At 63.3% G+C, this 11,750-nt stretch carries 16 protein-coding genes; 10 read left to right on the top strand and 6 right to left on the bottom strand.

Going from position 1 to position 11,750, the window contains the following annotated elements; translation table 11 throughout:
- A partial coding sequence (locus Y88_RS17730) for an outer membrane protein (RefSeq protein ID WP_040702660.1) occupies positions 1–696 on the bottom strand: 696 nt, incomplete at its 3' end.
- Positions 697–1,282: 586 nt separating this feature from the next.
- Between Y88_RS17730 and Y88_RS17725 the strand changes: the two genes are divergently transcribed.
- On the top strand, positions 1,283–1,918 hold the full coding sequence (locus Y88_RS17725) for a YqaA family protein (RefSeq protein WP_018075568.1): 636 nt from the start codon (positions 1,283–1,285) through the stop codon (positions 1,916–1,918).
- Between the two features lie 168 nt (positions 1,919–2,086).
- A complete protein-coding gene (locus Y88_RS17720; protein WP_008071760.1) occupies positions 2,087–2,356 on the top strand; it encodes an usg protein in 270 nt (89 codons plus the stop codon).
- Positions 2,357–2,380: 24 nt separating this feature from the next.
- On the opposite strand, the gene Y88_RS17715 is transcribed toward Y88_RS17720, so the two are convergent.
- The 3 genes from Y88_RS17715 to Y88_RS17705 are packed head-to-tail and all read right to left on the bottom strand — an operon-like array spanning position 2,381 to position 4,736.
- Positions 2,381–3,253 carry a GDSL-type esterase/lipase family protein gene (locus Y88_RS17715; RefSeq protein ID WP_008071758.1) on the bottom strand — a complete coding sequence of 291 codons (873 nt, stop codon included), beginning with the start codon at positions 3,251–3,253 and terminating at the stop codon, positions 2,381–2,383.
- Positions 3,253–4,488 (bottom strand): serine palmitoyltransferase, encoded by a 1,236-nt coding sequence (spt, locus tag Y88_RS17710; protein WP_008071756.1) that lies wholly within the window; start codon positions 4,486–4,488, stop codon positions 3,253–3,255. The genes Y88_RS17715 and spt overlap by 1 nt, the downstream gene beginning before the upstream one ends.
- Positions 4,489–4,496: 8 nt before the next feature.
- Positions 4,497–4,736: an acyl carrier protein gene (locus tag Y88_RS17705; protein WP_008071755.1), complete on the bottom strand. Its 240-nt coding sequence runs from the start codon at positions 4,734–4,736 to the stop codon at positions 4,497–4,499.
- A gap of 121 nt (positions 4,737–4,857) precedes the next feature.
- On the opposite strand from Y88_RS17705, the gene Y88_RS17700 reads away from it, so the two are divergent.
- Positions 4,858–5,970, top strand: a complete 1,113-nt coding sequence (locus Y88_RS17700) for a serine hydrolase domain-containing protein (protein ID WP_232281135.1) — start codon at positions 4,858–4,860, stop codon at positions 5,968–5,970.
- A gap of 30 nt (positions 5,971–6,000) precedes the next feature.
- On the opposite strand, the gene Y88_RS17695 is transcribed toward Y88_RS17700, so the two are convergent.
- Positions 6,001–6,369, bottom strand: coding sequence for a response regulator (locus tag Y88_RS17695; RefSeq protein WP_008071751.1), 369 nt, complete (start codon positions 6,367–6,369; stop codon positions 6,001–6,003).
- 17 nt (positions 6,370–6,386) lie between these two features.
- On the opposite strand from Y88_RS17695, the gene Y88_RS17690 reads away from it, so the two are divergent.
- Genes Y88_RS17690 through Y88_RS17670 form a run of 5 tightly spaced genes read left to right on the top strand, consistent with a single transcriptional unit; the run spans position 6,387 to position 9,770 of the window.
- Positions 6,387–6,749, top strand: a complete 363-nt coding sequence (locus Y88_RS17690; protein WP_018075570.1) for a DUF3572 family protein — start codon at positions 6,387–6,389, stop codon at positions 6,747–6,749.
- Entirely contained in the window at positions 6,746–7,375 is a 630-nt protein-coding gene (locus Y88_RS17685) for an HAD family hydrolase (protein WP_008071749.1), read from the top strand. Before Y88_RS17690 ends, Y88_RS17685 begins: the two co-directional genes overlap by 4 nt.
- Positions 7,368–7,847, top strand: coding sequence for a RidA family protein (locus Y88_RS17680; RefSeq protein ID WP_018075571.1), 480 nt, complete (start codon positions 7,368–7,370; stop codon positions 7,845–7,847). Before Y88_RS17685 ends, Y88_RS17680 begins: the two co-directional genes overlap by 8 nt.
- Positions 7,819–8,634, top strand: coding sequence for a glycerophosphodiester phosphodiesterase family protein (locus Y88_RS17675; protein ID WP_008071747.1), 816 nt, complete (start codon positions 7,819–7,821; stop codon positions 8,632–8,634). The genes Y88_RS17680 and Y88_RS17675 overlap by 29 nt, the downstream gene beginning before the upstream one ends.
- Positions 8,631–9,770 (top strand): GNAT family N-acetyltransferase, encoded by a 1,140-nt coding sequence (locus Y88_RS17670; protein ID WP_008071746.1) that lies wholly within the window; start codon positions 8,631–8,633, stop codon positions 9,768–9,770. The genes Y88_RS17675 and Y88_RS17670 overlap by 4 nt, the downstream gene beginning before the upstream one ends.
- Before the next feature lie 107 nt (positions 9,771–9,877).
- On the opposite strand, the gene Y88_RS19260 is transcribed toward Y88_RS17670, so the two are convergent.
- On the bottom strand, positions 9,878–10,171 hold the full coding sequence (locus Y88_RS19260; protein ID WP_157132702.1) for an SEL1-like repeat protein: 294 nt from the start codon (positions 10,169–10,171) through the stop codon (positions 9,878–9,880).
- Positions 10,172–10,514: 343 nt separating this feature from the next.
- Between Y88_RS19260 and dksA the strand changes: the two genes are divergently transcribed.
- On the top strand, positions 10,515–10,973 hold the full coding sequence (gene dksA / locus Y88_RS17660; protein WP_008071744.1) for an RNA polymerase-binding protein DksA: 459 nt from the start codon (positions 10,515–10,517) through the stop codon (positions 10,971–10,973).
- 314 nt (positions 10,974–11,287) lie between these two features.
- Positions 11,288–11,686, top strand: a complete 399-nt coding sequence (locus tag Y88_RS17655; protein WP_008071743.1) for a PilZ domain-containing protein — start codon at positions 11,288–11,290, stop codon at positions 11,684–11,686.
- Positions 11,687–11,750 lie beyond the last annotated feature (64 nt).

Below are 11,750 nucleotides of genomic sequence, written 5' to 3'. Positions count from 1 at the left end.
CGGGGGCGGCGGCGGAGCGGGCGGGGGCGGCGGGGGAGCCGCTTCCTCGGTCTTGCCGCCGAAGTTGTAGGTCAGCGTGCCCATGATGTTGTGGGTGCGCAGACGGCTGTGGACGTTGGTGCCGGTCCACTGGTTGCCGAGGCCGGCATAGTTCAGGCCGTCGACATTGAAGAATTCGTAGCGCGCGCCGATGTCCCAGTGCTTCGAGATCGGGGCGCGGACGCCGGCGATCAGCTGCCACGCGAACTTGGTGCGCGACTGGTAGATCATGTAGTCGTCGTTCGGAATGGTCTGGCGGATGCGGGCTACACCCAGACCGCCGCCGACATAGCCCTGAAGGCCGTTGTCGGGGCCGAAATCGACGAGGCCGTTCAGCATCGACTTCCACCCGTGGGTCCTGCCGCCGACCGCAGTGATGGTCTGGTTGTCGACGTTGAGCGTCTTGTTGCCAGCGTCCAGGTAGCCGACCTGGCCTTCAAGGCGGAACATGCCGAAATCGTAACCGAGCTGACCGTTCACGGTCCAGCCGGTGTTGTGCTCCAGCGTGCCGTCGTGGCCGGTGGTGGTTGCCTTGTTTTCAGTTTCGAGAATGGACGCGCCACCCTCGACCTCGACATACCACTGCCCACTACGGGCAAAGGCAGGAGTTGCCATGGCGGTTGTCGCCAGGGCAAGGCCCAGGACCAGTTTCCGCATTATCGTTTCCCCTTTTTTAGGTAATTCGTGCCACGTCGTTGCGCACATCTACCGTTTTCGGACAAGACCTGCAAGCACAGTCATGCGTACACTGTTGCAACTCGGCAACTCTTGGCGTGGTCTTTGCAGGAAAACGGTGTGTCCTGCCTGTGGCAATCCTGTCATGGAGCAGACACAATACCCGGTTTGCCCCCTTCAAGGGGGAGAGGATGTGCCGATGTGGAGAAATCCCTTCGTTCGGGCCTTGGTTGAGTTCTTTTGGAGATTAATTTAATCGTTTTAAAACAATGAATTGAAGTTTGCTCGATAGTGCTTGATAAGAATTGAAGCCGCTATTTACCATTCGGCGATGCATGTTTTGTAATGGTTGCGACACATTTTGCGACATCCGCAAAATTGCCGAAGTGCCATTCTGGGGAATAATCGTGCGCGATGGGGATGGTTTTGGCAATTTTTGCGACATGGCCTCGGGGGGCGCTTCCGCGATCGCATTGCCAGGGCAGCTTCTGAATTCGCCGTTTGGCGAATTGGAAATCAGACTCTAAGCACGCGACCCGACGAAACCCTGACTTGAAGCGGAGCCGTGATGCTGCGTCGCCTTTACGATTGGACCATGGCCAAGGCCGGGCACCGCCATGCCGAATGGTGGCTGGCCCTGTTCGCATTCATGGAAGCCAGCTTTTTCCCGATTCCGCCGCATCCCCTGCTCGGGCTGATGTGTCTGGCGCAGCCGCGCAAGGCCGTGCGGTTCGCTGCCTTTGCCACGATCGGTTCGGTGACGGGCGGGATGCTCGGCTATGCGATCGGGCATTTCCTCTATGCCAGTATCGGCGCGCAGTTGCTCGAAGTGCTGCATCTGGCGAGAAGTTTTCCCAAGGCTGCGTGCTATCTGCGGGAATACGGGGTCGAAATCATCATCATCAAGGGGGCGACCCCGATCCCGTTCAAGCTGCTGACCATTACTGCCGGTTTCATCGGTATGCCGTTCGGAACTTTCCTGCTGGCAAGCCTCGTCAGCCGGTCGATCAGCTTCATGATCGTGGGGGTGCTGTTCCGTCTGTTCGGGGCGCCGATCAAGCAGTTCGTCGACAAGTATCTCGGGCTGGTGTCGATCGGGTTCGTCGTGCTGGTGATTGCCGGTTTCGTCGCGGCGGCGATGTTGGGCGGTTCGGGAGCGGCTTCGCAGAAGCATTGCGATATGGTCACTTCGCTTCCGGGGTGAAAGTCTTTCACTTTTCTCTTTTTTGAACACGAAGAGTCAGGTTCTTGACGAGGATCGTTTTCATGCGATCCTCGCATCAAGGTATTGCGGTCTTTGTTGTTTGCGGATTTTTGGGGCCTGATCGCGGATCGCCCGGCCAGGTTCCTTGTTCCGAAAGGAGGGAAGCGCATGGCGAGCCACGATTTCATCCGGCAACTGGAAGGCTATGGCCTGACCACGATCGAAGTGCATTACTACATGCCCGATCATCCCAGCCTGTTGCAGTTGTTCGCGTTCCAGCAATACGATGTGGCGCCGCGCTTTCCCCGCCTCGAACGGTTTCTCGACCACTGGCGGCGGGACATCGAGGCGGCGCTTCATTCCATCCGCATTGCCCATCGCCACTTGATCGGGCCGCAGGAATACCGGGCGGTCAACGGGATCATCACCATCAATTAGGCGTGCCGGGGCGGTGTGCCGGTATCAGCGGCGGCGTTCGGGTGGAATCTGTCGGGGCGCCGTCACGGCGTTGGCCTCGCCAAGGCGGCGTTCCGCTTCCGCGAGCGAGGCGTGCGCGATCGGTTCCATCACGGCATATCCGGCGGCATTGGGATGGACGCCATCGCCAGAAAGGCCCGGTTTCATGCCTCCGTCGGGGCCGACCATGGCCGCGTAATAATCGGCAAAGACGAACCCTCGCTGGAGAGCGAAGATCTTGAGCCAGGTGTTGAGCGCGGCAATCTGGGGGGCGGGACGGTAGCCGGGGCGCCAGTTGAAGGCCGAGGCCGGCGGAATCGAGCCGATGACCACGCCGATACCGTTCGCCTTGGCAAGGTCGGCCATGGCCGTGATCGCGTTGGCATAGTCTTCGGGTGAGGTCGGGCCGGTATTGCCCGCCACGTCGTTGGTGCCGCACATGATGTGGACCACGCGCGGGTGCAGGCGGACGACGTCCTGATAGAACCGCAAGAGGATCTGAGGGCTTGTCTGCCCGGCGATGCCGCGATCGACGATCCCCCCCGCGAACATGCCTGGCGACGTCGTCAGCCACCATTCGGTGATCGAGTCGCCGATGAAAATGGCCCGAGGTGGAAATCCGAGAGCGCGGTCCGCGTCGCGGTAGCGGCACATCGCAGGCCAGTCGGCCGATGCGGATCGACCAGGCGGGCAGGGGGCGCTGCTCATCGCGCTTACCGCGTCCGGTGCCACGGTCGGCAGGGCTTCGGCCGTTGTGGCGACAGGGACCGGCGTCGGCGCTTGCGTGCTTTGGGCTGCGAACGCCGGTGAAACGACGAGGGCGCCGATCAGCATTCCGCCGATCAGCGCCCCGTTCCTTTGCGCACGACGCGCGTGCATCAGATGATGCCCGTGGCTTTCCCGGCGCGTTCGAACATGCCGATGATGGTCTGCACCTGATCTGCGGAATGTTCGGCGCAGAGCGAGCAGCGCAGCAGCGTCATGCCGGCCGGAGTCGCCGGCGGACGGGCGAGGTTCACATAGAGCCCTTCGTGCAGAAGCGCTTCCCACATCGCCGCGCCGCGTTCGAGATCGGGCATGATCACCGAAATGATCGCGCTCTGCGGCGTCTGGGTGCCGAGCTTGAACCCGCGCTCGGTCAGTCCGGCGTGGAGCGTGCGCGAATTTTCCCAAAGGTGGGCGCGCTTGTCCCCGGCATGCATCAGCTTGCGGATCGAGGTCGCGGCGGTGTGGACCACGCTCGGCGGCAGGCTGGCGGTGAAGACGTAAGGACGGCAGACGAGGCGCAGGATCTCGAACTTGGGGTGGTTCGAGACGCAGAAACCGCCGACGGTGCCGACCGACTTCGAGAACGTGCCGATGACGAAATCGACTTGGTCCAGAACGCCCTGGTCTTCGGCAACGCCGCGCCCGTTGGGGCCGATGAAGCCCATCGAGTGCGCTTCGTCGACAAGGACCATCGCACCATAGGACTTGGCGATCGCGATCATTTCCTTGAGCGGAGCGATGTCGCCGAGCATCGAATAGACGCCCTCGAGGACGACCAGCTTGCCCGCGCCTTCGGGAATGCGGCGCAGGCGCTTTTCCATCGCGTCGATGTCGTTGTGCTTGAACGGCACGACTTCGGCGTCGCCCATCTTGCACCCGTCCCAGATCGACGCGTGGCTGTCGATGTCGAGCACGACATAGTCGCCCTTGCCCGCCATCGTGCTGATGATGCCGAGATTGGCCTGGTACCCGGTCGAGAAGACCATGGCGTGTTCCATGCCGTAAAAGTCGCGCAGGGCGTCCTCGACCGCACGGTGCCCGGCGTAAGTGCCGTTGAGCACGCGGCTGCCGGTCGTGCCCGAACCGAATTCGTCGAGCGCCTTCTTGCCTGCCGCGATGACGTCGGGATCGAACGTCATGCCCATGTAGTTGTAGGTGCCGAGCAGGATGGTTTCGCGGCCGTTGCACATGGCCACGGTCGGCGACAGCACCTTTTCCATGACCAGGTTGAACGGATCCTCGACACCGGTCGCGAGCAGCGCGCGGCGGGTTTCGATGATGCCGTCGAACTTGTCGAAAAGATCGCCGGACGCGACCGGCGCTTGCGTCGTTGCGGGTTCGGTCATGGCGGGGTTCAGCCCTTGAGCTTGGTCACGGCATCGACCAGCTGTCCGAAGGTTTCGATTTCGGCCTGCTGGTTCATGCTGATGATGATGTCGAATTCGTCTTCGATGGCGGCAACGAAGTCCATCACGGTCAGGCTGTCCCATTCAAGGTCGCCTGCAAACGAGGTTCCGTCGGTAACGGTGATGCCCTTTTTGTTGAAAGGGGCAAGCACACTTGCAATCCTGGCGCTGGTGTCGGCGCGATCCATGAGCTTCTCCGGGTAGGCAGGATGGCCCTGCCAGACGATTGCGGCGGAAAAGCGGCCAGAGTGCCCGCTTGTCAAGTGCCGCGCGGCAATGGCATCGGATGAAACGATGAAGCGGCCGGGAATGCGAGCGAAGGTTGGATGGCGCGCGATCGCGGTTGTCGCGGCGCTCGTCATGCCGGTCGTGGCTGCGCGGGCGCAGGACCCGGGCGGCGTGCTCGAAAGAGCGATGGCGGGGCGGGCGGTTCCAGCGATGGGGCTTGCGGTCTTGCGCGAGAGGCATGTCGCCGCGCTCGCCGTGCGCGGGGTGCGGCGGATCGATGGGGACGATCCGGTGCGGGCGGACGATCTCTGGCACATCGGTTCGGATGCCAAGGCGATGACCGCGACGATGATTGCCCGGCTGGTCGAGCGCGGCGTTCTCCACTGGGACGATCGCGTCGATCGCGTGCTGCCCGAACTGGCGGCGACCAGCCTGCCGCAATATCGCCGGGCCAGCCTTGCCGACTTGCTCGGCCACCGCAGCGGATTGCCGCACGATCTGGTGGATCCGGGCGCGCGCGCGGTGTTTTTCAGCGATTCCGGACCCGGAAGCCTGACGCAAAAGCGGCTGTCCTATGTCGCCCGCGCCATGCAGGATCGCCCCGTCGGCCCTCTCGGAGCCTTTGCCTACAGCAACACCGGTTATCTTCTTGCTGTAGCGATGGCCGAGCGGGCGAGCGGACGATCCTATGAGGATCTCATGACCGACGAGGTCTTTGCGCCGCTCGGCATTGACCGGGTCCGGTTCGGCACGACTGTCCCGGGCGAAGTGCAGGGGCACCGCCACGGCCATGCGACCGGGGCGCTTGAAGGCAATCCGCTCTTTTTCGCGCCTGCGGGGAATCTCGTGCTCAGTCTTGAGGACTGGGCGCGGTTCTGCCTCGATCAACTCGACGGCGCGCGCGGGCAGGGGCGCCTCTTGTCCCGCGCCGGGTATCGCCGCCTGCAGGTGGCGCGCGAAGGCTGCGGATACGGCATGGGGTGGGAAGTCGCCCGCAAATATGCCGGGCGGGCGGGGCCGGTGCTGGTCCACGCCGGGTCGGACACGAGCTGGTACGCGATTGCCGTTCTGTTTCCCGAACGCGGGACGGGCGCGCTTGTCGTTGCCAATGCCGGAGCGGACATGGGTGGGGAAGCGGCCGACCGGGCCGCGCTCGACGATGTGCTGCCCGACCTTGCGCCGCCTGCCCAATGACGGGCCCGTGACGTTCCGGTGCCGTGAAAATCAGGCGGGAAGCAGCTTGCCCACGGCCAGCAGGAACGGCGTGATCGAGACCGGCTTGGCCAGGTACCCTTCCGCACCGGCTTCGCGGATGCGTTCCTCGTCGCCCTTGCCCGCATAGGCCGTGACGGCCAGCACCGGAATCTGCGCCAGTGTTTCGTCGCCCTTGAGCGCCTCGATCAGTTCGAGACCCGAGATATTGGGCAGTTGAATGTCCATGATGACGAGGTCTGGGGCGAAATCGCGCGCGCGTTCGATCACCGCGTGCCCGTCGGCCAGTGTTTCGACATCGAATCCCTTGGCCACCAGAAGGTCACCGAAGAGTTTGCGGTTAAGGTCGTTGTCCTCGACAACCAGAATTCTTTTTGCCACGGAGCAACCGTACAGGAGTGAGCAGGATCGGTGCCGACCCCGTCATGCATCCGTTGGGTGCATCATGGGGGCAACGGTTGCCGATCTATTCACCGGAAAGGGCTCTGGCAATCATCCGCGAAAATTCCCCTGCCGCCGATCCGCAGGCGATTGCATTGCGCGCGCTCGTTTTCGTGCTCGGGGACGAGGCGCGGGCGACGCGTTTCCTGGCCCTGACGGGTTTGACGCCCGATGCCTTGCGGGCCGGGCTGGGGGATGCCGCGATCCAGGGAGCCGTCCTCGAATTCCTCGCCAATCATGAAGCGGATCTTGTCGCGGCGGCGGCTGCGCTCGATATTCCGCCCCACGTTCTTGCCGCCGCCTGGGAGAGCCTGAGATGACCCGCCCGCTGGTGATCAGCGATTGCGACGAAGTGCTGCTGCACATGGTCGCACCGTACAAGGAATGGCTGGCCGAGTGCCACGGCATCGATTTCACGATGCGGGACAACGATTTCGGCAAGGCCATGCGCCATGCCGACGGACGCCCGGTCGAGCCGACAGAAATCTGGCGCCTGCTCAACCTCTTCTTCGATACCGAGATGTATCGGCAGCATCCGATCGCGGGCGCGGTCGAGGCGATCAATGCCATGGCCGACCATGCCGATGTCGTGATCCTCACCAATCTGGGCGATGATCGTCGCGACGCGCGCACGCGCCAGCTTGCCGATCACGGCATCCATGCCCGCGTTTTCACCAATACCGGCCCCAAGGGACCGGCCCTGCGCGCGATTCTCGATGAATATCGTCCCAGTCGGGCGATTTTCATCGACGATCTGCCGCAGCACCACGCCTCGGTATTCGAAGTGGCGCCGGATGTGCGCCGCCTGCACTTGTGTGGTGAGCCGCTGCTTGCCCCCCACATCACTTGCGCTCACCAGGCCGGGCATGCCCATGCGCGTATCGACGCATGGGCGCAGGCCTTGCCCTGGGTCATGGCGCATATCCATGGAGACAACGATGACTGATACCCTGACCGATACCATCGCTGACAAGCTGGCCGAAGCCGGTCTCGTCCTGCCCAAGGCGGCAGCCCCCGTGGCGGCCTATGTTCCGACCGTCGAAGCGGGCGGCCTGCTTCACGTTTCGGGGCAGCTTCCCTTCATCGACGGCAAGCTGGTGACCGGGCGTCTGGGTGAAAACGTCAGCGTCGAGGACGGCTACGCTGCCGCGCAGGCTTGCGGTCTCATGCTGCTGGCACAGGTCAAGGCGGCGGTCGGTTCGCTCGACCGGGTCGCGCGCGTGGTCAAGCTCGGTGCTTTCGTCAGCTCGACGGCCGACTTCACTGATCAGCCCAAAGTCGCCAATGGCGTTTCGGAATTGATGGTCAAGGCGTTCGGCGATGCGGGCACCCATGCGCGCAGTGCCGTCGGCGTGCCGGTGCTGCCGCTCGGCGCTGCGGTGGAAGTCGATGCTGTATTTGCTCTTCGCCCTCTTTGATCGCCTGTTCGCGCCCGCCCCGCTTGCGGGGCGGTGCGACTGGCTGAGGCGGGCCGTCTATGCCCATCGTGGGTTGCATGACGCCCGCGATGGCGGCGGTGCAGTCGAAAACAGCTCTTCGGCCTTCGCCGCGGCGATCGCGGCGGGGCTGGGAATCGAGTGCGATGTTCAGCGCAGCCACGACGGACAGGCGATCGTCTTTCACGACGAAACACTCGATCGCCTGACCGATCGCACCGGTCCGCTGGCCGAGGAATATGCTGCTGCTCTTTCGACGATCGTGCTTCGGGGCAGCTCCGACACGATCCCGACCTTGCGCACCTTGCTCGAACAGGTCGCAGGGCAAGTGCCCCTGCTCATCGAAGTGAAAATCGCCCCCGGTGCGCGGGCGACGCCCTTGTGCCTTGCCGTGCGGCGCGCACTCGAAGGCTATGTCGGGCCGGTCGCGATCATGAGTTTCGACCCCCGGGTTCCGGCATGGTTCTATCGCTATGCGCCCCATATCGTGCGCGGACTGGTGATGACCGAGGCGGGGTGGCGCACGCTGGGCGCGCGGGCGCGACGTCATCTGGCGTTGTGGCGGGCCCGTCCCGATTTCCTGGCCTATGACATCGATGACTTGCCGGGCGGTTTCGCTCCGGCCCAGCGTCGGCGCGGGATGCCGCTCTTGACCTGGACTGTCGATACGCCCGAACGGGCCGAACGCGCGGCGCGCCATGCTGATGCGCCGATTACCGAAGGCGCGGGCGTCGAACCTGCCCGTCGCGGAAAGGCCGTTGCCCGATGAGCCTGACAGCGCGGATCCATTCCTCGGTCGGTTCGATCGCGGCGGAGGACTGGGATCGGCTGGCAGGTGCCGACAATCCCTTCGTCGGTCACACGTTCCTCTCTGTGCTCGAAGAATCGGGCAGCGTCGGCGGACGCAGCGGCTGGACGCCGCTACCGATCGTGATCGAGGATGAAAGCAGCCGTCCGGCGGCAGCGCTGCCCGCCTATCTCAAGTCCCACAGCCAGGGCGAATATGTCTTCGACCACGCCTGGGCCGATGCATGGCAAAGGGCGGGCGGGGACTATTATCCCAAATTGCAGATCAGCGTGCCGTTTACGCCCGCAACCGGCCCGCGCCTGTTGCTCGGCGACCGGCCGGATCTTGCCCCGGCGCTGCTGTCGTCGGCCGAGCAGATCGCGGCGCAGCACGGGCTGTCGTCGGTCCATGCGACCTTCATCGCCCCCGATCAGGTTCCCCTGTTCGAAGAGGCGGGCTGGCTCTTGCGATCGGATCTTCAGTTCCACTGGGAAAACCGGGACTACGCCGGATTCGAAGACTTCCTCGGCGCTCTTTCGTCGGCCAAGCGCAAGAACTTGCGCAAGGAGCGCGCCGCCGCGCAGGAAGGCGTGGTCATTCGTGCGCTGACGGGGGCGGAGATCAGGCCCGAGCACTGGGATGCGTTCTGGCAATTCTATCAGGATACCGGCGCGCGCAAATGGGGGCGGCCCTATCTCACGCGATCCGCGTTCGACCTGATGGGAGAGCGGATGGCCGATCGCATTCTGCTGGTGCTGGCCTTCATCGACGGCCAGACGGTTGCCGGGGCGCTCAATTTCATCGGCCGCGATACGCTTTACGGCCGCTATTGGGGCGCTGTCGTCGACAAGCCCTTCCTGCATTTCGAGCTGTGCTATTATCAGGCGATCGACGCGGCCATTGCCATGGGGCTGGCTCGAGTCGAGGCCGGGGCGCAAGGCCAGCACAAGCTGGCACGCGGGTATGAACCGGTGCGGACATGGTCGGCTCACCATATCGTCGATCCCGGTTTCCGGCGCGCGGTTGCCGATTTTCTGGAGCGGGAACGGGCCGGCGTGGCGCAGGATCAGCTCCTGCTGGGCCAGCATACGCCCTATCGCAAGGACAGTGTCGACTAGAGCGAAATCCGTTCCGATTGCATCGGATCGGCCGCTCTAGATTCTTGTTTTGCCGCGTTTTCCAAGCCACCAGATGATTCCATCTGGTTCGAAAACGCTCTAGCTGATCAGGCGACGTTGCGACCGATTGGGCGCGCGGTCATCAGGCGCAGCCATTCGCGGGCGCGGCGCTGGGCTTCGGCGATTTCGCGCGCGGTCATGTCTTCGGCCACATCGGCGCGGCATTGCGTGGCGTGATCATGGCCACTCACCGCGGCAAGATTGAACCATTTGTGCGCTTCGATGAGATCGACTTGCGCGCCGTGACTTCCGGTGGAAAAAATGACGCCGAGGTCGAAGCAGGCATCGTGGTTACCATCGTGCGCCGCCGACAGGCATTGCGTCAGGATCGAATCGAACATCCCATGGTCCTGAGGCGCGGCATGGCCCGACCATTCCGGGTTTTCGCTGACCAGCTTGATCGGACTTTGCTGCATGTCCCCATGTTCCCCAAATTGTCCGGCCCCATCCCAGAAAATGCCAGAGGCCCCGTCGAGAAGGTCAACGAGTTTGATCAACAATTGATTAATAGGGATCCCGGTCGATTGCGTGAAAATGGGGCAAGGGTGTCTCATGTGCAGAAAAGGGCGGAGATGAATGGCTTGTGCGGCGCGGCGCGGCCCCCTATACGCCCGCCTAACCAAGAGCCCGGTCCGTTCGCCAGGCGAAAGGGCCGGGGTCGGAAGGCGCAAACCGGAGGGCCGGATGGCTGGGGTTCTGAGTGACGAAATCGACGTGTTGGCAAAGGCTCGCCGGGCCATGCCGGGCGACTACCTTCCCAGTGAAGATGAACCCTATATGTGCGAGGCACAGCAGGATTATTTCCGTCGCCTGCTGCTGGAATGGAAGAAGTCGATTCTTTCGGCTTCCGAAAACACCCTCTCTGCACTGCAGGAAGGACCGATCCGCGAGCCCGATCTCAACGACCGTGCGTCGAGCGAGACGGACTGGAGCATCGAACTGCGCACCCGCGATCGTCAGCGCAAGCTGATCGCCAAGATCGATGCCGCAATGCGGCGGATCGATGAAGGCGAATACGGTTATTGCGAAGTGACCGGCGAACCCATCGGGCTCGGACGGCTGATCGCACGGCCGATCGCGACGATGACGGTCGAAGCGCAGCAGGCGCACGAGCGACGCGAAAAGGTATCGCGCGACAACTGATTTCCCTCTTCGGGGATCATGGAGGGGGCGGGGCGTTTGGGGCGCATTCCCGCCCTCTTGTGCATTCGGCAGGCCGGTGTGGGGTCGGCAGGTTTGCGGGGCAGATTTACCGTCGCGCGCGAAACTGTGTCAAAACGGTCCGGCCGCATCATGGCGCCGTGAACCCGGTCTTTTGTTAAGATTTCGTTTGTAATCTCGAGCTAGCCCGATGAAGCCGGAATGCTGCGTGTGCTCCCCCTTGGGGCAGGGCGCCGGTTCGGTTTCGACGCCTATCCCGGATTGAGGGGTTGGGGCGGCAATTCTGGCTGTTGGCAATGGGACAGGACCACGCGGTGACTGAATTCGAGAATCGCCAGCTCGGAGACAATCGGCAGGTCGGGCGGGACAGCCTGTTCCTGATGGCCGACTTGCGCGTGGAACGCAGTGCCGGGGATCATCGGATCAAAGTGCGCAATCTTTCCGCGCGCGGAATGATGGCCGAAGGCACGGTCAAGGTCATGGCCGGGATCGGCGTCGAAGTGAGCCTGCGGAACATCGGCTGGGTGCCCGGCCGGGTCGCATGGATCCAGGACAATCGTTTCGGCATCGCCTTTCTCGACGACATCGATCCCAAGCTCGTGCGCGCCGCGCCCCAAGGGGCGGGCGAAGGGACGCCCCGCTATCTCAAATCGACGGCCTTGCCGCCCGATCCCAGCCGGCTTCGCAAACTCTGAAAGCGCGGCTTTTCTGCGCGGCACGGCTTGTTGCAGATTGGCATTACCCACCCTGCGAAATCTG

The sequence above is a fragment of the Novosphingobium nitrogenifigens DSM 19370 genome (genome assembly GCF_000192575.1).
Taxonomy (GTDB): domain Bacteria; phylum Pseudomonadota; class Alphaproteobacteria; order Sphingomonadales; family Sphingomonadaceae; genus Novosphingobium; species Novosphingobium nitrogenifigens.
The sequence above is the reverse complement of the archived record's forward strand: the minus strand, read 5'-3'. Positions and strand labels throughout refer to the sequence as shown.

Excerpts from the sequence above, each read along its gene's own strand:
- Y88_RS17680 (WP_018075571.1), top strand. The coding sequence starts at position 7,368 with ATGACTGATACCCTGACCGATACCATCGCTGACAAGCTGGCCGAAGCC.
- Y88_RS17675 (WP_008071747.1), top strand. The coding sequence starts at position 7,819 with ATGCTGTATTTGCTCTTCGCCCTCTTTGATCGCCTGTTCGCGCCCGCC.
- Y88_RS17705 (WP_008071755.1), bottom strand. The coding sequence starts at position 4,736 with ATGGATCGCGCCGACACCAGCGCCAGGATTGCAAGTGTGCTTGCCCCT.
- Y88_RS17725 (WP_018075568.1), top strand. The coding sequence starts at position 1,283 with ATGCTGCGTCGCCTTTACGATTGGACCATGGCCAAGGCCGGGCACCGC.
- Y88_RS17685 (WP_008071749.1), top strand. The coding sequence starts at position 6,746 with ATGACCCGCCCGCTGGTGATCAGCGATTGCGACGAAGTGCTGCTGCAC.
- Y88_RS17700 (WP_232281135.1), top strand. The coding sequence starts at position 4,858 with ATGCGAGCGAAGGTTGGATGGCGCGCGATCGCGGTTGTCGCGGCGCTC.
- Y88_RS17670 (WP_008071746.1), top strand. The coding sequence starts at position 8,631 with ATGAGCCTGACAGCGCGGATCCATTCCTCGGTCGGTTCGATCGCGGCG.
- dksA (WP_008071744.1), top strand. The coding sequence starts at position 10,515 with ATGGCTGGGGTTCTGAGTGACGAAATCGACGTGTTGGCAAAGGCTCGC.
- Y88_RS19260 (WP_157132702.1), bottom strand. The coding sequence starts at position 10,171 with ATGTTCGATTCGATCCTGACGCAATGCCTGTCGGCGGCGCACGATGGT.
- Y88_RS17655 (WP_008071743.1), top strand. The coding sequence starts at position 11,288 with ATGGGACAGGACCACGCGGTGACTGAATTCGAGAATCGCCAGCTCGGA.
- Y88_RS17720 (WP_008071760.1), top strand. The coding sequence starts at position 2,087 with ATGGCGAGCCACGATTTCATCCGGCAACTGGAAGGCTATGGCCTGACC.
- Y88_RS17715 (WP_008071758.1), bottom strand. The coding sequence starts at position 3,253 with ATGCACGCGCGTCGTGCGCAAAGGAACGGGGCGCTGATCGGCGGAATG.
- spt (WP_008071756.1), bottom strand. The coding sequence starts at position 4,488 with ATGACCGAACCCGCAACGACGCAAGCGCCGGTCGCGTCCGGCGATCTT.